Consider the following 18870-nt stretch of genomic DNA (forward strand, 5'->3'; position numbering starts at 1 on the left):
GTGCCACGCGAGGCGCCTCCCCCGGCAGGCGCTCGGTCGTTCGATCCGTTGAGTGCGCGACCACGCGGTCGGACGCACCGGATCGCGTCACACTATCCGCCCAGTTCAGCGTGGGGCGACGTCCGTGACAAATTCCACGGCCCTTACAACTGGGCAATTTGCCCAAACCTCTTCCGTCACCGCCATCCCCCCGAACTCCTTGGACTCCCTTTTACTCACCGGTCACTTTTCCGCCACTCGTCCATCCCCTAGGAGCACGCTCCCTCCGCCGCGCTGCGCCCCGTGAAAGTCGGGGTCGGTGCCGCGCTCGGAGAGCTCGCGTCGTCCGGTTTCCCGTCGCTGACCTGGTCCGGGCCCCGGCTCGCGGACGGACTCGCTCCGCCTCCGCTCGCGCCCGGGGACGGCGAGGGCTCGGCGCCCGGAGCGACGGTGACGGGCTTGTCCTCCCGTAGCCGCTTGAAGAGTTGGCTCGCTTCAGGTTGTACGAGTTCGTCCCGGTTCGCGTCGTACGAGTACGGCCGCCGCGGCACCGTGAGGAACTGCACCTTCTCCGTGGGGATCGCCCGCATCGACCGCGCCAGGTCGTACAGGTCCCGCAGCGAGTCGAGCCCCGGGTCGGTCGTGATCGACTTCGTCGCCGCGTCCAGGACCGGGTAGAGCCGGGTCGGATTCAGCAGCACGCCGTTGCTCTGCACCTTGTTGACCAGCGCGCCCAGGAACTGCTGCTGGCGGTCCATGCGTTCCGTGTCGCTGCCGTTGCCCAGCGTCTTGCGGGCCCGTACGAAGCCCAGCGCCTGCTCGCCGTGGAGCGTCTGGCGCCCGGCCGGCAGCTTCAGCTTGGCGTCCTTGTCGTCGATCGGCTCCTTCAGACAGATCTCCACGCCGTCGACGGCGTCGACCATCTTCTTGAAGCCCCGGAAGTCGATCACCATGTGGTGGTCGATCCGGATCGCGGTCAGCCGCTCGACGGTACGGATCGTGCACGCCGTGCCGCCGATCTCGAAGGCGGAATTGAACTGGGCGAACACTTCCCCGGTCCGCTTTCCGCCCTTCGTCCTGCAACTCGGCATGTTCACCATCAGGTCACGCGGAATCGACACGGCCGTCGCACTCGACCGCCCCGCCGCGATGTGCAGCAGGATCGTCGTGTCCGAGCGCTGGGTGCCCTTGTCCTTGCCGTACTTGGTGTTGCCCGCCCCGGTCCGGGTGTCGGAGCCGATGAGCAGGATGTTCTGCGCGCCCATCGCGACCGCGGTGGGCCGCTCCTTGTCGTACGCGCGCAGTTCGGCGGCGGCGTCGGTGTCGGTGGTGATGTTGTTGTCGAGCTTGCGGTAGAGCCACCAGCCGGTACCCGCCGCGGCGAGGACGACGACCGAGCACCCGAGAGCCGTCCAGCGCAACCAGTGACGCTTGCGCGGGGTCTCCGGTTCGGTCTCCGGTTCCGCCTCCGGTTCGGCGGGCGTGCCGGCACTGTCCGTCACGTCTGAGTCCATCCTTCACGGCGTCGGCGGCGCGCCCGGGAGCCGCCGTTCGAAGAGTGGGACGGCCGAACCGGACGCATGGTTGTGCGGGAGGGGTGCGTACCCGCCGATCATGTACCGGAGTTGACGCACGGACCCGGGGACTCGGCGAGTCGGTGCGCCATACGGGTGGAACGGGTGGGACAGGTGGAGCGTCAGCGGGTGGTCATACGGCGGTCGCGGTGACGCGCTCGCTCTCCACCCGCTTGTCGAGCGACTCGGGGGCCAGCTGGTCCAGGTTCCGGCACAGGACGACGGACGCCCCGGCCGCCAGCGGCGCGTACAGCCCGGCGGAGAGCCCGTCCCAGCCGTCGTACGGACGCCCCGAGAGCAGCCGTGACCCGGGGGCGAGGCCGAGGGCCTCGGCGTCCGCGCGGGCCCGCTCGACCAGCTGGGCGCCCGTCAGTTCCGTGCCGTCGACGAGGAGCGCGGGGGCGTCCGCGTCCACGGGGACGAACGGGGCGAACCGGTCACCCTGGCTCGGTACCTCCACCGCGTAGTCCGCGTACCCGGCGGGCGCGGCGGGGAAGCGGCGGCCCAGCGGGGCGAGGGAGAGCGCGATCCGGTCCCCGGAGCAGGCGAGCCCGGCGTCGAGACCGTCCGGCCCGGCGACGACGTAGTCGGCGTCCGCCGGGTCGCCGCCGAACTCGGCGACCACGCCGACCGAGGAGCAGGCCAGCAGCCACGCGGCGGTCTGCCAGTGCGCGGGCAGCAGAAGAGCGAGGCGGTCGCCGGGGGAGGCGGACAGCTCGCCCTGGAGCAGATTGGCCGTCTTGGCCACCCAATTGGCGAAGGTGGCCACGGACAATTCGACGCGCTCACCGGTGGCGTCGTCGTAGAAGGTGACCAAGGGGCGGGCGGGGTCCGCGGCGAGCGCGGATCGCAGCAGGTCGGCGGGGGTGCGGTCGCTGGCGTTCACGCGGGCAAGGGTACGCGGGCGGGGGTGCGGGGACCCGCCGTACCGGTGACGCCGTCCTCCGGTCGGACCGACGCGCCGTCAGTTTCCGGCCCGGATCCCACCGAGCGGAACGCGCCCGGGGTGCGGACGATCCCTTACATGCGTGCCTACCTCGCCTCCTCGATCGCCGTCACGTGCGCGGCGGCGCTCGCCCTGCCGTTGTCCCTCGCGACGCCGGCGGCGTCGCACAAGCCGGCCGCGTACCCCGCGAGACCGGACGTGGAAGTCGCCGGGTCCACCCAGTCCCTGCCCCTCGCCCCCCTACGGGACGACCGTCGGGCCATCGGCTCGCCCGGCACCGCCGGCGCGGCGCAGGGGCTGACCCGAAGGGACGTCAGACCCTTCTCCCTCGTCGGCGTCGTCTGGGACGACGCCCACGCCCACCTGCACGGCACGGTCCAGGTCCGCACCCGGGCGACCGGGAGCGGGGAGTGGTCGGCGTGGCAGGAGCTGGAGACCCACAACGACGAACACGGGGCCGATCCCGGCACCGCCGAGGCCGCGGCGGCGGCGGTCCGCGGGTCCACTGCGCCGCTGTGGGTCGGCGACTCGGACGGCGTCGAGATCCGCGTACGGCCGGTGGACGGCAGCGGCGCGGACCGAGGCCCGACCGAACCGCTTCCCACGGGCCTCCGCCTCGAACTGGTGGATCCGGGGGAGGAACGGGCGCCGGAGGGCGCACCGGACCGGTCCGGCGCGCTGGACGACAAAGCCCCCATGACCCGAGCGACCCACACGACCCGCACGACCCACCGGGGTCCGACGGTCGAGGAGGCGGCGGCGTTCTCCGTCAACGCGCAGCTCGCCCCGGTCGGTACGGCCGTGATCCCGGCGGCGGCCGCGGCGAAGCCGTACATCGGGCCGCGCCCGAAGATCATCACGCGCAAGGGCTGGGGGGCGAACGAGAAGCTGCGCGAGCGGGGCTTCGTCTACACCAAGTCGGTCAAGGCCGCCTTCGTCCATCACAGCGCGACCGGCAACAACTACACCTGCAAGCAGGCGCCCTCCGTATTGCGCAGTATCTACCGGTACCACACCCAGAGCAGCGGCTGGCGCGACTTCGGCTACAACTTCGCCGTCGACAAGTGCGGAAACATCTACGAAGGCCGCGCCGGGGGAGTGGGCAAGCCGGTCCTCGGCGCCCACACGCTCGGTTTCAACACCAACAGCATGGGCATCGCCGTCCTCGGCACCTTCAGTTCGAGCACTCCGCCGGCCGCCGTGACGACGGCGATCGCGCGGCTGACCGCATGGAAGCTGGGGCTGCACGGGGGGAATCCGAAGGGGAAGGCGACGCTCACCTCGGGCGGTGGGAACCGGTACAAGAAGGGCACGAAGGTCAAGTTCAACACCATCGCCGGACACCGTGACGGTTACGCCACGGCCTGCCCCGGAGCCCGCCTCTACGGGAAGCTCGGCACCGCCCGTACCGCCTCGGCGAAGTACCAGGGGCGGCCGTGATGCGGCCGCCGGTCCGACCATCTGCATAAACTGACCGGTCATATCGCCCAGACGAGCGAAACGAGCCCGTACGGGCGATGAGACCGGCCCCGGACAGGAAGCAGAGACGACAGGTGACAGAAGCGATCCTCCTGGTCGGTGGCAAGGGCACACGGCTACGGCCCCTGACGGTGAACACACCGAAGCCGATGGTCCCGGCGGCGGGCGTGCCGTTCCTGACGCACCAGCTGGCACGGGCGAAGGCGGCGGGGGTGGACCATGTGGTCCTGGCCACCTCGTACCTCGCGGAGGTCTTCGAACCGCACTTCGGGGACGGTTCGTCGCTGGGGCTCAGCCTGGAGTACGTCACCGAGGAGGAGCCGCTCGGCACGGGCGGCGCGATCCGCAACGTCGCCTCGCGCCTGCACGCGGGCCCGGACGAGCCGGTGCTCGTCTTCAACGGCGACATCCTGACCGGCCTGGACATCCGTGCCCTGGTCGCCACGCACGACGCCTCGGGCGCGGACGTCTCGCTGCACCTGACGCGGGTCGAGGACCCGAGGGCGTTCGGCCTGGTCCCGACGGACCCGACCGGGCGGGTGACGGCGTTCCTGGAGAAGCCGCAGACGCCCGAGGAGATCGTGACCGACCAGATCAACGCGGGGGCGTACGTCTTCCGCCGCTCGGTCATCGACACGATCCCGACGGGCCGCCCGGTCTCGGTGGAACGCGAAACGTTTCCGGAGCTGCTGGCTGCCGGGGCCCACCTCCAGGGCCTGGTGGACTCGACCTACTGGCTGGACCTGGGCACGCCCCAGGCGTTCGTCCGCGGCTCGGCCGACCTGGTCCTGGGCCATGCCCCGTCCCCGGCGGTCCCGGGCCGCTGCGGCGACCGCCTGGTCCTGCCGACGGCCCGCGTGGCCCCGGACGCCAAGCTCACGGGCGGCACGGTCGTCGGCGCGGGCGCGGTGGTCGGCGAGGGCGCCCGCGTCACGGGCTCGACGCTGCACGAGGGCGCGATCGTGGAACCGGGCGCGGTGATCACCGACTCCCTGATCGGCGCAGGCGCCCGCATCGGAGCCCGCACGATCCTCACCGGCGCGGTCATCGGCGACGGCGCGCACGTAGGCGCGGACAACGAACTCCGCGAAGGCATCCGCATCTGGTGCAACACCACGCTCCCCCCAGGCGCGATCCGCTTCTCGTCGGACCAGTAGCCGACGGCCCCCCGTTGTGGGCAATCGTCCCGCTGGGCGGGACGGGTGGGCACAACGGGACGGCGCCCTTGCGGGCGCTTCCGCCCCTGGGGCAGGTGCCCACGGGGGCGGTGCCCTGTCAGGCCCGCCCGCCAGAGGGCCCCGCTACGCTCATACACATGGCCGGCCGCTTCGCACCCCGTACCCCCACGACCCGCACCACCGTGCGCGGCGGCCACATCCCCGTACCCGCGTCGCAACAGCCCGCCCCCACCACGGGCGGGACGACCCGCCGCTATACCCCCACGGCCCCCGTGGAGCTGGGCCTCATCCTCGGCCCCCTCCGCCGAGGCGTCGGCGACCCCACCTTCCGTACCACCCCCGACGGCTCCGTCTGGCGCGCGACCCGCACCCCGGAAGGCCCCGGCACCCTCCGCGTCGCCCTCCGCAGGAGCGAGGGCCACGCAGAGGCCGAAGCCTGGGGCCCCGGCGCGCAGTGGCTCCTCGACCGCCTCCCCCAACTCCTCGGCGCCGACGACGACCCCACCGCCTTCGTCCCCCGCCACCGCCTCCTCGCCGCCACGCACCGCCGCCGCCCCGGCCTCCGGCTGACCCGCACGGGCCTGGTGATGGAGTCGCTGATCCCCTCGATCCTGGAGCAGAAGGTCACCACGGCCGAGGCCTATCAAGCCTGGCGCCTGCTCGTACGCAAGTACGGAGAACCGGCCCCCGGCCCCGGCGAGCAGCACCGCCTCCACGTCATGCCCGACCCCCGCACCTGGTCCCTGATCCCGTCCTGGGAATGGCACCGTGCCGGCGTCGACAACAAACGCGCCGCCACCGTCCTGCGCGCCACCAAGGTCGCTGCCCGCATGGAGGAAGCCGCGACCATGGACCCCGAACAGGCCCAGCAGCGCCTGGAGTTGATCCCCGGCATCGGCCCCTGGACCTCCGCCGAGACGGTCCAGCGCAGCAACGGCGCCCCGGACGCGGTCACCGTCGGCGACTACCACCTGCCCGGCATCGTCGGCTACGCCCTCGCGGGCGACCGCACCACCGACGACGCGGCCATGCTCGAACTGCTCGCCCCGTACGCGGGCCAACGCCACCGCGCGGCCCGCCTCATCCTCCTCAGCGGCCAGACCCCACCGCGCAGGGCACCGCGCATGACCCCGGGCAACATCGCGGCCCTCTGAGCGCCAACCGGATCGACGCGCTACCGCACCTCGATGAACCGACCCGCCTGCCGCACCGCCCGCTCCTTCGGCGGCGCCGCCGCGTGGCCCACCGCGACCGCGCCCATCGGGTCCCAGTCCTCCGGGAGCCCGAGGACCTCGCGTACGACGTCACGGCAGAACATCGTCGAGGACACCCACGCCGACCCCAGCCGCTCGCCCGCGAGCGCCACCAGGAAGTTCTGGACGCCCGCGCCCGCCGCGACCACGAACATCTCGCGCTCGGCGGCGTCCCGGCGCGGGTCGCCGTAGTGGTGCGAGCCGTCCATGACGAGACACGGCACCACGAGGTACGGCGCGTTCCGCAGCACGTCCCCGCGGCGCACCCGCTTGGCGATGGACTCCTCCGACTTGCCGTCCCGCCGCAGGTCCGCGATCCACGCGTCCCGCATCGCGTCGAGCAGCCGGACCCGCGAGGCCTCCGACTCCAGGAGCACGAACCGCCACGGCGTCGTGTGGTGCGGCGCCGGGGCCGTGACGGCGGCCGCGACCGCACGCCGTACGGCGCCGGGATCCACGGGCTCGTCGGTGAACTCCCGGACCGTACGCCGCAGGGTCACCGCCTCCCGTACCGCCTCCGACGTCCCGAGCCGGAACATGTCGTCGGCCGCCCCGCGCACCAGCGCCCGGGCGCCCTCCTCGACGGAACCGTCCACGACGTGCGGCAGCCCGCGCACGACGGCGACCGGCAGCCCGCTCGCCTTCCCCTTCACGAGGTCACCGGCGGCGGCCAGCTCGTCCGCCGTGGCGACGACCGTGGCGCTGAGCGGATTGCCGTACGCGTCCGTCCCCCCGCGCAGGTCGTCGAGGACGCGCACGCCGGCGGCGCCGATGGCCACGTCGGTGAGTCCCGTGCGCCAGGGCCGCCCGAAGGTGTCCGTGACGACGACGCCGACGTCGACGCCGAGGGTGTCCCGCAGCCCCTCGCGGATCGCGCGGGCCGAGGCGTCCGGGTCGACGGGCAGCAACAGCACTGTCCCGGCAGGGGTGTTGGAGGCGTCGACCCCGGCGGCGGCCATCACAAGCCCCTGCCGGTTCTCGACGATCCGCAGCGTGCCGCGACGCGCCACGACCCGTACGGTCTCGGCGTCGATCGCCTCCTCGCGGTCGTCGGCGGCGATCACCCGCCCCTCGGCCTTGCTCACGATCTTCGAGGTCACGAGCAGGACGTCCCCGTCCAGGAGCGCGGGGGAGACGGAGGCGATCAACTTGGCGAGATCGTCGCCGGCCCTGACCTCGGGCAACCCGGAGAGCGCCCACACCCGAAAACCAGGCACACCGTCCAGGCCCCCCGAAGCACCGCCCGAGCCGCCGCCCAAGCCCTCCGAAGCACCGCCCGAGCCGCCCAAGCCCCCCGAAGCACCGCCCGAGCCGTCCGAGCCCCCCGAAGCGCCCCCCGCAGCCCCCCTCATCCCCGGACCTCCTCCGCCAGCGCCAGCGCTTCCCGCGCCATCGCTGCCGTCGCGTCCAGGTCCGTCATCATCAGCGGCACCGCCCGGCAGCGGATCCCCGCCGACTCGACGTCCGCCACCGCGCCCGCGTCGACCGTGTCGACCAGCCAGCCGTCGAGCAGCCCCGAGCCGTAGTGCCGGGCCACCGCGGAGGCCGTGGACTCCACGCCCACCGCCGCGAGGACCTTGTCCGCCATGCCCCGTACCGGCGCGTCGCCGACGATGGGGGAGAGGCCGACCACCGGCACGTCCGCCTCGGCGATCGCCTCGCGGATGCCCGGCACGGACAGGATCGTGCCGACCGACACGACCGGGTTGGACGGCGGGAACAGGATGACGTCCGCCTCCGCGATCGCCTCCAGGACGCCCGGCGCCGGCTTCGACGCCTCCGCGCCGACCGCGACCACGGCCTGGGCGTCCACGGACGCCCGCAGTCGCACCCAGTACTCCTGGAAGTGCACCGCCCGCGACTCGCCGTCGACCTCGATGGCGACGTGCGTCTCGACGCGGTCGTCGGACATCGGCAGCAGCCGTACGCCCGGCTGCCAGCGCGCGCACAGCGCCTCGGTGACCGCGCTCAGCGGATAGCCCGCGGCCAGCATCTGCGTACGGACGATGTGCGTCGCGAAGTCGCGGTCGCCGAGGCCGAACCACTCCGGCCCCACCCCGTACGCCGCGAGCTCCTCCTTCACGGTGAAGGACTCGTCCTCACGGCCCCAGCCCTGTTCCTCGTTGATGCCACCGCCGAGGGTGTACATCACCGTGTCGAGGTCGGGGCAGACCTTGAGCCCGAAGAGATGGATGTCGTCACCGGTGTTGCCGACGACCGTGATCTCCGCGTCCGGCGCGGCCTGCTTGAGGCCGCGAAGGAAGCGGGCACCACCGATGCCACCGGCCAGAACCACAATGCGCATGCGGACAGTCTGTCAGGCGCAGCCTGCACCTTTGAGGGGCGGTGGTCGGGCGACGGGAGGGCTTGTCAGGCCGGTACGACACCGTGGGCGGTCGGGGCGGCGACCGGTGCGCACTGGGCGCGCAGCGACTCGTGCATGGGCATCGATGTCAGGCCCGGGTAGTACACGTGCAGGCTGACCGCCGGTTCGAGGGAGTCGTTGACGACCTCGTGGACGTACCCCGGCGCGAAGACCCGGGTCGCGCCCCCGTCGAGCTTCCGTACGCCCCGCTCCGTACGCTCCGTCAGTTCGCCCTGGAGGACGGTCAGGACGCCGGACGAGGCGCCGTGGTCGTGCAGACCGCTGCCCTGGCCGGGCACCCAGGAGAGCAGCCAGACCTCGTAGCCGGGTCCGGTGCGCAGCCGGTGGTACCAGCGGGTGGTGGCGTCGTACTCGACGTGCGGGGCCCACTGCGCGCGGTCGGCGGCGATGGAGCGGGCGAGGCCGACGAACTCGGCCACGGTGGTGGGGTGCTCGCGGGCGGGCTGCAGGAGGTGGGGGACCTCGAGGATGTCGCCGGCGATCTGAAGGTCGCTGTCGCTGTTCATGGGTGCGGTGGTTCCTCGGCAGTAACAGAAGTCGTGCAGGGGGGTCACACAGGAGTCGTGCAAGGGGTCACGCGGGGCAACGCGGGAGACGCGTGGAGAAGGCGCTGGAGCTCGGAGGCATCAACAGCTGGAACAGCAACAGCAACAGCGCGCCTGGACAGCGCTGCGGTACCCACGGGCGTGGGTCGCGGAGGGCGCTGAGGTCGCTGGCATGACATCAAAGGTGACGGGCGGGCCACCCGACTGTCAACTCAATGCCCGTTTTGGGTGGAATGTTTCACCTCATCCGGTTACATCGCCTGGAGAAAGGTTTGTTCAGTCGCCGAGCAGGAGACATGGCGCAACATCCGTGCCCGTAAACGCGGCTGGCATCTCGTGATCAGACTGTGATCCGGATCGCTTCCGTGGCTGGATCGCAACAAGATCCACGCTCCGGGCGTCTCTCTCTGTGAGTGCTACGAGAGAGGACGGTGCGGCCAGGCCAGTGGCATGTGTCAGGTTTTTGGTGATTTGAACACTTTCCGCATAGCCTTGGTTCCGCAGAGTGAATACCGGGCCCAATAGCAGATTCCGGCTTGACTCGCACAGAGCACGAACTTGTAATTTCACTCGTGTCGTTCGGCCGGAATCGGTAACGGCAACATCACGGGGACGCGAAGACAGACGAGGGGCGCACATGACCGAGTTGTTCCAGGAACTGCTGGTCGAGGACGCGGACGAGGAACTCGGCTGGCAGGAGCGCGCGCTGTGCGCCCAGACCGATCCCGAGTCCTTCTTCCCCGAGAAGGGCGGCTCGACCCGCGAGGCCAAGAAGGTCTGCCTCGCCTGCGAGGTCCGCTCCGAATGCCTGGAGTACGCCCTGCAGAACGACGAACGGTTCGGGATCTGGGGCGGTCTTTCCGAAAGAGAACGTCGCCGCCTGAAGAAGGCCGCCGTCTGACCCGACGGCTTCGGCACCACGGGCGCCGCGGGCCCCACGGCCACGACAGGCACCGCCGACCGGTACGACCCACCGGGAGGACCCACCCGCCGAACCACGCACACCCGTACACATCGAACGGTCCGCCCCCTGTGCTCTGTCCACAGGGGGCGGACCCTTTTCCTGCCAGCCGTTAGTGTGGGGCCCCGTCCGAGACGCACCCACGCCCCTCGCGGGCGACCCCCCCGGCCGGAGGGCCCGTACCTCGATGTCCTCAACTCCTGAGTTCCCACGACACGTCGTCACCGCCGTGCTCGTCGCCCACGACGGCGCCCGGTGGCTGCCGGACGCCCTCGCCGGGCTGCTCGCGCAGGAACGCCCCGTGCAGAACGTCATCGCCGCCGACACCGGCAGCGCCGACGACTCCGCCCGGCTGCTCGCCGAGTCGATCGGCGCCGACCGGGTGCTGCACCTGGCCCGCCGTACGGGCTTCGGCGCCGCCGTCGAGGAGGCCGCCCGCACCGCGCCCGTGCTCGGCCCCGAGGAACTCACGTACCTGAAGCGCCCCAGCGGCTGGGACCCGGTCAGCAGGACCTGGAGCGACGAGGCCTACGACCTGCCCGAACTCCCGCACGGCGAGCCCGTGCAGTGGCTCTGGCTGCTCCACGACGACTGCGCCCCCGAGCCCGACGCCCTCGCCGAACTCCTGCGCGTCGCCGACGGGGACGCGTACGCCGCCGTCGTCGGCCCCAAGCTCCGCGGCTGGTACGACCGCAGGCAGCTGCTCGAAGCCGGCGTCTCCATCGCCCGCAGCGGCCGCCGCTGGACCGGCCTCGACCGCCGCGAGCAGGACCAGGGCCAGCACGACCAGGTCCGCTCCGTCCTCTCCGTCTCCAGCGCCGGCATGCTCATCCGCCGCGACGTCTTCGAGGAGCTCGGCGGCTTCGACCGCCGCCTGCCCCTCATGCGCGACGACGTCGACCTGTGCTGGCGCGCCCACGCCGCGGGACACAGCGTCCTCGTCGCGCCCGACGCCGTCCTGCGGCACGCCGAGGCCTCCGCCCGCGAACGCCGCACCGTCGACTGCGCCGGCCGCTCGGTCGCCAACCCGCACCGCGTCGACAAGGCCGGCGCCGTCTACACCCTGCTCGCCAACAGCCGCGGCGCCACTCTGCCGTACGTCCTGCTCCGGCTCGTCGTCGGCACCCTCCTGCGTACCCTCGCCTACCTCGTCGGCAAGGTCCCCGGCCAGGCCGTCGACGAGGTCATGGGCCTCTTCGCCACCCTGCTGCGCCCCGAGAAGATCCTCGCCGCGCGCAGGCGCCGCAAGAACCCGGCCGTAGCAGCGAGCGAACTCCGCCCGCTCTTCCCGCCGCCCGGCGCCACCATCCGCGCCGCCGCCGAGCAGGTCGTCGCGAACTTCGGCGGCTCCGACGCCGATTCCGGCGGCTCGCGCCACGGCGCCGTCGAGTCAGGACCCGGCGGCGACGACGCCGACTTCCTCGAGATCGAGCAGTTCGCCCGGCTGAAGAAGATCGCGCGCAAGCCCGGGCCCGTACTCTTCGCGCTCCTCCTCGTCATCTCCGTCGTCGCCTGCCGCGGTCTGTTCGGCGGCGGCTCCCTCGCGGGCGGCGCCCTGCTGCCGGCCCCCGACACGGTCTCCGAGCTCTGGGGGCGGTACGCCGACAGCTGGCACGCCCTCGGCACCGGCGGCACCCAGACCGCGCCGCCCTACCTCGCCGTGCTCGCCGGACTCTCCGCGCTCTTCCTCGGCTCCACCTCCTTCGCGCTCACCGTGCTGCTCGTCTGCTCGGTCCCGCTGGCCGGCTTCACCGCCTACTTCGCCGCCCGCCCGATCGTCGAGTCCGCTCTCCTGCGCGCCTGGGGCGCCATCGCGTACGCCTTCCTGCCCGCCGCCACCGGCGCGCTCGCCGCCGGCCGCCTCGGCACCGCCGTCCTCGCGATCCTGCTCCCGCTCATCGCCCGCGCGGCCGTCGCCGCCCACGGCTTCGGCGGCCAGGGGGGTCGCGGCAGCTGGCGCGCCACCTGGGCGTACACCTTCCTGCTGACGTTCACGATGGCGTTCACGCCCATCGTCTGGCCGATCGCCGTCGTCCTCGGCATCGCCGTGCTCGTCCTGCGCCGCGACGACATCGCCGCCTACGGCCTGCGCTTCCTCGCCACCGTCGGCACCCCGATCCTCGTCCTCGCCCCCTGGTCGCTCTCCCTCCTGACCAGCCCCTCCGCCTTCCTGCGCGAGGCCGGCCTCGACATCCGTACGGGCACGGCCTCCGCCCTCGACCTGCTCGGGATCAGCCCCGGCGGCCCGGGCACCACCGGCGGCCTCCTCCTCATCGGCATCGTCCTCGCCGCCCTGGCCGGACTGCTGCGCGAGGAGCGCCGGTTCGCCGTCCTCGCCGCCTGGACCGCAGCCCTCGTCGGCCTCCTCTTCGCCGCGCTCTCCAACGGCGCCGGCGGCACCGGCTGGGCCGGGCCCGCCACCCTCGTCTACGGCACGGCGCTGCTCGCCGCCGGCATGATCGGCGCCGAGTACGGCCGTACCCGCGTCGCCGCGCACGGCTTCGGCTGGCGCCAGCCGGTCGCCGCGCTCATCGCGCTCGCCGCCGCGCTCGGCCCGGTCGTGGCCGCCGGCGGCTGGATGATCGGCGGCGCCGACGGCCCGCTGACCCGGCGCGACCCGGTCCAGGTCCCGGCGTTCGTCGCCGAGGAGAGCGACACCCGCGACCAGCCCCGCACCCTCGTCCTCGGCGGCAGCTCGCCCGGCGAGGTCGCCTACACCCTGGTCCGCGGCTCCGGCGGCCGCCTCGGCGACGCCGAACTGGCCGCCACGGGCGGCGGCGACACCCGCCTCGACAAGGTCGTCTCGCACCTGGTGGCGGGCTCCGGCGCCGACCAGACCGAAGAGCTCAGCGGCTTCGCGATCCGCTACGTCCTCGTACGGGACGGGTCGCCGCGCGAGATGGGCCGCGTCCTCGACGCCACCCCCGGCCTCAGCAGGCTCAGCCAGCTCGACGGCAGCGCGCTCTGGCGCGTCGACCGCGAGGTCGCCCGCGCGATGATCGTCCCCGCCCCGAAGGCCGGCGACGCGAAGCCGGCCGAGCAGCCGGCCGAGGCCGGGGGTGGCGTCGAGCAGGCGGCCAAGCCGGTCGCCGTCGCCGCGGGCCCCGTCGAGGTGCACACGGAGATCCCCGCAGGCCCGGCGGGCCGCGTCCTGCGCATCGCCGACCGCGCCGACGAGGGCTGGACCGCCACCCTCGACGGCAAGGTGCTCGAGAAGACCACCGTCGACGACTGGGCCCAGGGCTTCCAGCTGCCCGCCGACGGCGGCCGGCTCGACGTCACGTACGACCAGCCGTTCACCCACACCCTGTGGATCTGGACCCAGGTCGGCCTCGGTGTCGTCCTGCTCGTGCTCGCCCTGCCCGGGCGGCGCCGCGAGATCGACGACGACCTGCCCGACGAGGAGGTCGTCATCCCCGCCCAGGCGATGGAGGGCGACGGCCGCCGGGCCCGCCGCCTCCGCGCGGCGGCGGAGGCCGAAGCCGCCCAGGAACAGGGCGAGGAGCAGGCAGCGGCATCCGCGTACGAAGCGCAGGCCGAGCCCGAGCCCGTCCCCGTACCCCAGGAGCAGCCGTACGCGGCCGCCGACTGGCAGCAGCAGGAGCAGTACGCCCAGCAGGGGTACTACCAGCAGCCCCAGCAGTACGCCGAGTACGGCACCGACCCGTACGCCCAGCAGCAGTACGACCCGTACGCCCAGCAGGGCTACGACCCGCAGCAACAGCAGGACCAGCAGAGCTACGAGCAGTACCCGCAGCAGGGCTACGACCAGCAGCAGGCCTACGACCCGTACGCGTACGGCTACGAGACCGAGCAGCGTCCCGACGGGAGCAGCAACCAGTGAAGCGCACCACCCTCTCCCTGATCGCGGTCGCCACCGCCCTCGCCGCCGTCACCGGCTTCGCCGCCCTGACCGCCCCCGACGGCTCCGCCGCCCCCGAGGCCAAGGCGCCGACCACGCTGCCCGTGGAGCGCTCCAGCCTGCTGTGCCCGGCGCCCAGCAGCTCCGAGGTGGCCGAGACGGACTACGTGTCGTACACCCCGGCCGCGGGCTCGTCGGCCAAGGGCTCCGGCTCCGCCGCTCCCACCGCCAAGGCCGAGCTCAAGGCCGCCGCGTCCGCCGCCACCCCCGGCGGCACCACGGCGAAGAAGCCCGGCAAGGCCCCGGCCACCGTCACCGAGCCCGGCGAGCCCGTCGCCGCCGAGGCGAACGGGCCCACCGCCCCCGCCCTGACGGGCGCGGCCACCGGCGGTCTCGCCCCCGGCTGGACCGTCCAGCAGACCACCGTCGTCACCGCGGGCGGCGCGCGCGGCCTCCTCGGCGTCGCCTGCGGCGCGCCCGACACCGACTTCTGGTTCCCGGCCGCCTCCACGGCCAAGGAGCGCCAGGACTACGTCCACCTCACCAACCCGGACGACAGCGCGGCCGTCGCCGACATCCAGCTGTACGGCCCCGAGGGCGAGCTGAAGTCGCAGCTGACCGAGGGCATCCCCGTCCCGGCCCACTCCAGCGTCCCCGTCCTGCTCTCCACGCTCACCGGCCAGGCCCCCACGGCCGACGTGACCGTGCACGTCACGACCCGCAGCGGCCGTGTCGGCGCGGTCGTCGGCGCCGCCGACGACAAGCTCGGCAGCGACTGGCTCCCCGCCTCCGCCGACCCGGCCGGCACCGCCGTCCTCCCCGGCATCCCCGCCGACGCGACCTCGGTGCGCCTGGTGGCGTACGCCCCCGGCGAGGACGACGCCGAGCTGAAGATCCAGCTGGTCGGCGAGACGGGCACGATCGTCCCGGCGAGCGCGCAGGCCCTGCACGTGAAGTCGGGGATGACCGCCTCCGTCGACCTCCCGGACCTCACCCGCGGCGAGACCGGCTCCCTGCTGCTCACCCCGTCCGACCCGAAGAAGTCGACCCCGTTCGTGGCGGCGCTGCGCGTCACGCGGGGCAAGGGCGACAAGCAGGAGGTCGCGTTCATCCCGGCCACGGCCCCGATCGCCGCCCGCGCGACCGTCGCCGACAACCGCGCGGCGGGCTCGACGCTCTCGCTGACCGCGCCCGGCGAGGCGGCCCAGGTCAAGGTCACCGCCTCGGCCGGCACGGGCGGCGGCACCCCGGTCACCAAGACCGTCACGGTCAAGGCGGGCACGACGGCGAAGGTCACCGAACTGGTCCCGGCCGGCCTCAAGGGCTCCTACGCCCTGACCGTCGAGCGGGTCTCCGGCGGCCCGGTCCACGCCTCACGCCTGCTGGCGGTCCCGGAGGACGGGATCCCGATGTTCACGGTCCAGACGCTGGTCGACGACCGGGGCACGGTCATGGTCCCCACGGCGAAGCAGGACCTCGGGGTCCTGGACGACTGAGGCCGCTGGAGATTGCGGTCTCAGTCCTGCCCGTACCGAGGATCGACGGACTCGGGGGAGAGCCCGAGCAGCTCCGCCACCTGCTCCACCACGACCTCGTGGATGAGCAGCGCCCGTTCGTCGCGGCTCTTGGAGCGGATCTCGACGGGCCGCCGGTAGACGACCACGCGGGCCGGGTCGTCCTTCGCCGCCGGGGCGGAGCCGCCCAGCGGCACCGCCTCGCCGGGCGCGGAGGGCGGCACGTCGAGCACCAGGAACTCGACGTCCGCCAGCTGCGGCCAGCGCCGCTCCAGGCGCTCCACCGAGTCGAGGACGAGATCGCGGAAGGTGTCGGCACGGCTCGCGGACAGCGGCACCTGCGGCGGGGCGACCGGCCCCCGCATCCCGCGGCCATGACGGTCACGACGGCGCGTCCGCGGCTCCACCGGAGCCGGGCGCGCCTCGGCGGAGCCGGACTCGCCCGCGCGGGACTCACCCGCGAGGGGTTCGCCCGAGCGGGGCTCGTTCACCGGAGAGTCGCCCGTACGGGACTCGGCCGGACGGGACGAGGGACGCGGCGGCACAGGACTGTCCATCACTGACGCAGCGTAACTCTCCTCGGTGTCACGCGACCGTGGCGCACACGTGCCACCTGGGCGTCGCCCCCACCCGGCCTGTCGATAGTTGAACATTCCAGCCAAGCGCGGGCTCGATTCCATAGGTTCAAGCGATCGGCCATCTGGCCGTCGTTGACCGGATTCCTGTCGGACGTTGTCCGGATCGACCGCCGTCCCCACCCCCGTACCCCTCCTTACGCGCAGGTCAGGACGGCCGCCCGAAGAAGGCCCGTGTCCGAGGTCACAGCGCGACACGGGCGAGTGACCTGGTGGAGAGTCGTCGCGGCCCGCTCAAGAGTGCGGTACCGTCCAACGTCGTGAGCCCTGTACGTCGCTGTTCGCGCACCGCGTGCGGCCGCCCTGCCGTCGCGACACTGACGTACGTCTATGCCGACTCGACTGCGGTCCTCGGCCCGCTCGCCACCTACGCCGAGCCCCACTGCTACGACCTGTGCGCCGAGCACAGCGAGCGCCTCACCGCGCCGCGCGGCTGGGAGGTCGTCCGGCTCGCCGATCCCTCCGCGCCCGCCCGCCCCAGCGGCGACGACCTCGAAGCCCTCGCCAACGCGGTACGGGAGGCGGCCCGCCCCCAGGAACGCGCGGCGGAGGCCGGCGGCAAGGGCGGTCGCGGCGGGGACCCCATGGAGGTCGGCCGCCGAGGCCACCTGCGCGTCCTGCGCTCCCCGGACAACTGATTCCCGGCCACGCCGCCATTTCCGGCCTCGCCGCCAAGGCGCTCTGCCCTCCCGCGCACGGCCCCCGGTAGGTTGGGCCTCCGTACACGCGCCGCACACGCGTGCCGACGAAGGCGTATTCAGGAGGGTTGTTCCGTGGCTGCTGATCTGTCGCAGATCGTGAAGGCGTACGACGTCCGCGGGGTGGTGCCGGATCAGTGGGACGAGACGCTCGCGGAGCTGTTCGGCGCCGCGTTCGTCCAGGTGACGGCCGCGGACGCGATCGTGATCGGCCACGACATGCGGCCCTCCTCGCCGGGCCTGTCGGGCGCCTTCGCCCGCGGCGCGGCCCGGCTCGGCGCCGACGTCACCCTGATCGGGCTCTGCTCGACGGACCAGCTCTACTTCGCCTCCGGCAGCCTGAACCTGCCGGGCGCGATGTTCACCGCCTCGCACAACCCGGCCCAGTACAACGGCATCAAGATGTGCCGCGCGGGCGCCGCCCCCGTGGGCCAGGACACCGGCCTCTCCGAGATCCGCGCCCTGGTGGAGCGGTGGTCGCGGGAGGGCGCCCCGGAGGCGGCCGCCACGACCGGCACGATCACCGAGCGGGACACACTGAAGGAGTACGCCGCCCACCTGACCGGGCTGGTCGACCTCACCGCGATCCGCCCCCTGAAGGTCGTCGTGGACGCCGGCAACGGCATGGGCGGCCACACCGTCCCCACCGTCTTCGAGGGCCTCCCGCTGACCCTCGTACCGATGTACTTCGAGCTCGACGGCACGTTCCCGAACCACGAGGCCAACCCGCTCGACCCGGCCAACATCGTCGACCTCCAGGCCCGCGTCCGCGCCGAGGGCGCCGACCTCGGCCTCGCCTTCGACGGCGACGCCGACCGCTGCTTCGTCGTCGACGAGCGCGGCGAGGCGGTCTCCCCGTCCGCGATCACGGCGCTCGTCGCCGCCCGCGAGCTCGCCAAGACCCCCGGCGGCACGGTCATCCACAACCTGATCACCTCCTGGTCGGTCCCCGAGGTTGTCCGCGAGAACGGCGGCGTGCCGGTCCGCACCCGCGTCGGCCACTCCTTCATCAAGGAGGAGATGGCGAAGACGGGCGCGATCTTCGGCGGCGAGCACTCCGCGCACTACTACTTCAAGGACTTCTGGAACGCCGATACGGGCATGCTCGCCGCCCTCCACGTCCTGGCCGCCCTCGGTGGCCAGGAGGGCCCGCTGTCGGAGCTGGTCTCCTCGTACGACCGCTACGCGGGCTCGGGCGAGATCAACTCCACGGTCGCCGACCAGACGGCCCGCACGGCGGCCGTCAAGGCCGCGTACGCGGACCAGGAGGGCGTCACCCTCGACGAGCTGGACGGCCTGACGGTGGCGGCGGCCGACTGGTGGTTCAACCTCCGCCCCTCCAACACCGAGCCCCTCCTCCGCCTGAACGTGGAGGCGCGGGACGAGGCGACGATGACCAAGGTCCGCGACGAGGTCCTGGAGCTCGTCCGCGCGACGGCCTGACCGGGCGGCTCCGGCCGGGGGACGGGGCGGGCGGCGTCCCCCGGCGGTAGGCTGACCTGGCCCGAAGGGCAGCACCACCATTCGTTTGCTCGAAGGGAAAACCCATGCCGCTCGAAGCCGGCCTCCTGGAGATCCTGGCCTGCCCGGCGTGCCACGCGCCGCTGAACGACCGCACGGCGGCCGACACCCCCGAACTGATCTGCACCAGCCCCGACTGCGCCCTCGCCTACCCGGTCCGCGACGGCATCCCGGTCCTCCTGGTCGACGAGGCCCGCCGCCCGCAGTAGCAGGCCAGAGGGAGGGCTCGCCGCCGACGGCGAGACACCACCCACGGGAGGAGGCGCACCTCTGTTGTCCTCCCAGTTGTACGGGTGGTGCGGGTGGGAACGAGAAGCCCGGCCGACGGCCGGGCGCACC

The 18870-nt window shown here is 73.0% G+C and carries 15 protein-coding genes; 9 read left to right on the forward strand and 6 right to left on the reverse strand.

Translation table 11 applies throughout. The features are described from left to right. Positions 1 to 248 precede the first annotated feature (248 nt). Together AB0F56_RS29715 and AB0F56_RS29720 are read right to left on the reverse strand one after the other, a co-directional pair. Positions 249 to 1481 carry an LCP family protein gene (locus AB0F56_RS29715; RefSeq protein WP_362014988.1) on the reverse strand — a complete coding sequence of 411 codons (1233 nt, stop codon included), beginning with the start codon at positions 1479 to 1481 and terminating at the stop codon, positions 249 to 251. 205 nt (positions 1482 to 1686) lie between these two features. Then, positions 1687 to 2439, reverse strand: a complete 753-nt coding sequence (locus tag AB0F56_RS29720; protein ID WP_362014991.1) for a TIGR03089 family protein — start codon at positions 2437 to 2439, stop codon at positions 1687 to 1689. 138 nt (positions 2440 to 2577) lie between these two features. Between AB0F56_RS29720 and AB0F56_RS29725 the strand changes: the two genes are divergently transcribed. The 3 genes from AB0F56_RS29725 (at position 2578) to AB0F56_RS29735 (ending at position 6310) form a co-directional block, all read left to right on the forward strand. Next, complete coding sequence (locus AB0F56_RS29725; RefSeq protein ID WP_362014994.1) at positions 2578 to 3939, forward strand: peptidoglycan recognition protein; 1362 nt, start codon at positions 2578 to 2580, stop codon at positions 3937 to 3939. A gap of 113 nt (positions 3940 to 4052) precedes the next feature. Further along, positions 4053 to 5135 (forward strand): NDP-sugar synthase, encoded by a 1083-nt coding sequence (locus AB0F56_RS29730; protein WP_362014998.1) that lies wholly within the window; start codon positions 4053 to 4055, stop codon positions 5133 to 5135. Between the two features lie 158 nt (positions 5136 to 5293). Then, complete coding sequence (locus AB0F56_RS29735) at positions 5294 to 6310, forward strand: DNA-3-methyladenine glycosylase 2 family protein (protein ID WP_362015001.1); 1017 nt, start codon at positions 5294 to 5296, stop codon at positions 6308 to 6310. A 20-nt stretch (positions 6311 to 6330) separates the two neighbouring features. Here the strand turns inward: AB0F56_RS29735 and AB0F56_RS29740 are convergent, their stop codons facing one another. The 3 genes from AB0F56_RS29740 to AB0F56_RS29750 all read right to left on the reverse strand — a co-directional run bounded on the left by AB0F56_RS29740 (position 6331) and on the right by AB0F56_RS29750 (position 9301). Next, positions 6331 to 7626 (reverse strand): coenzyme F420-0:L-glutamate ligase, encoded by a 1296-nt coding sequence (locus tag AB0F56_RS29740; RefSeq protein WP_362015003.1) that lies wholly within the window; start codon positions 7624 to 7626, stop codon positions 6331 to 6333. A gap of 131 nt (positions 7627 to 7757) precedes the next feature. Beyond that, the gene (gene cofD, locus AB0F56_RS29745) at positions 7758 to 8714 is read right to left on the reverse strand and encodes a 2-phospho-L-lactate transferase (RefSeq protein ID WP_362015006.1); all 957 of its coding nucleotides are present in this window, start codon (positions 8712 to 8714) and stop codon (positions 7758 to 7760) included. 65 nt (positions 8715 to 8779) lie between these two features. Continuing rightward, positions 8780 to 9301 carry a cysteine dioxygenase family protein gene (locus AB0F56_RS29750; protein WP_362015009.1) on the reverse strand — a complete coding sequence of 174 codons (522 nt, stop codon included), beginning with the start codon at positions 9299 to 9301 and terminating at the stop codon, positions 8780 to 8782. Positions 9302 to 9977: 676 nt separating this feature from the next. On the opposite strand from AB0F56_RS29750, the gene AB0F56_RS29755 reads away from it, so the two are divergent. From AB0F56_RS29755 to AB0F56_RS29765, 3 genes are all read left to right on the forward strand, one after another. After that, complete coding sequence (locus tag AB0F56_RS29755; protein WP_015033978.1) at positions 9978 to 10241, forward strand: WhiB family transcriptional regulator; 264 nt, start codon at positions 9978 to 9980, stop codon at positions 10239 to 10241. A gap of 247 nt (positions 10242 to 10488) precedes the next feature. Further along, positions 10489 to 14145: a glycosyltransferase family 2 protein gene (locus AB0F56_RS29760; RefSeq protein ID WP_362015011.1), complete on the forward strand. Its 3657-nt coding sequence runs from the start codon at positions 10489 to 10491 to the stop codon at positions 14143 to 14145. Further along, entirely contained in the window at positions 14142 to 15659 is a 1518-nt protein-coding gene (locus tag AB0F56_RS29765) for a DUF5719 family protein (protein WP_362015014.1), read from the forward strand. Before AB0F56_RS29760 ends, AB0F56_RS29765 begins: the two co-directional genes overlap by 4 nt. A 20-nt stretch (positions 15660 to 15679) precedes the next feature. On the opposite strand, the gene AB0F56_RS29770 is transcribed toward AB0F56_RS29765, so the two are convergent. After that, a complete protein-coding gene (locus AB0F56_RS29770; RefSeq protein ID WP_362015068.1) occupies positions 15680 to 16084 on the reverse strand; it encodes a metallopeptidase family protein in 405 nt (134 codons plus the stop codon). Between the two features lie 440 nt (positions 16085 to 16524). Between AB0F56_RS29770 and AB0F56_RS29775 the strand changes: the two genes are divergently transcribed. From AB0F56_RS29775 to AB0F56_RS29785, 3 genes are all read left to right on the forward strand, one after another. Further along, positions 16525 to 16950, forward strand: coding sequence for a DUF3499 domain-containing protein (locus tag AB0F56_RS29775; RefSeq protein ID WP_362015017.1), 426 nt, complete (start codon positions 16525 to 16527; stop codon positions 16948 to 16950). Between the two features lie 135 nt (positions 16951 to 17085). Beyond that, positions 17086 to 18453, forward strand: a complete 1368-nt coding sequence (locus AB0F56_RS29780) for a phosphomannomutase/phosphoglucomutase (protein WP_362015019.1) — start codon at positions 17086 to 17088, stop codon at positions 18451 to 18453. A 104-nt stretch (positions 18454 to 18557) separates the two neighbouring features. Further along, positions 18558 to 18740 carry a Trm112 family protein gene (locus AB0F56_RS29785; protein WP_315894164.1) on the forward strand — a complete coding sequence of 61 codons (183 nt, stop codon included), beginning with the start codon at positions 18558 to 18560 and terminating at the stop codon, positions 18738 to 18740. Positions 18741 to 18870 lie beyond the last annotated feature (130 nt).

Source organism: Streptomyces sp. NPDC026092, from assembly GCF_040638605.1.
Taxonomy (GTDB): Bacteria; Actinomycetota; Actinomycetes; order Streptomycetales; family Streptomycetaceae; genus Streptomyces.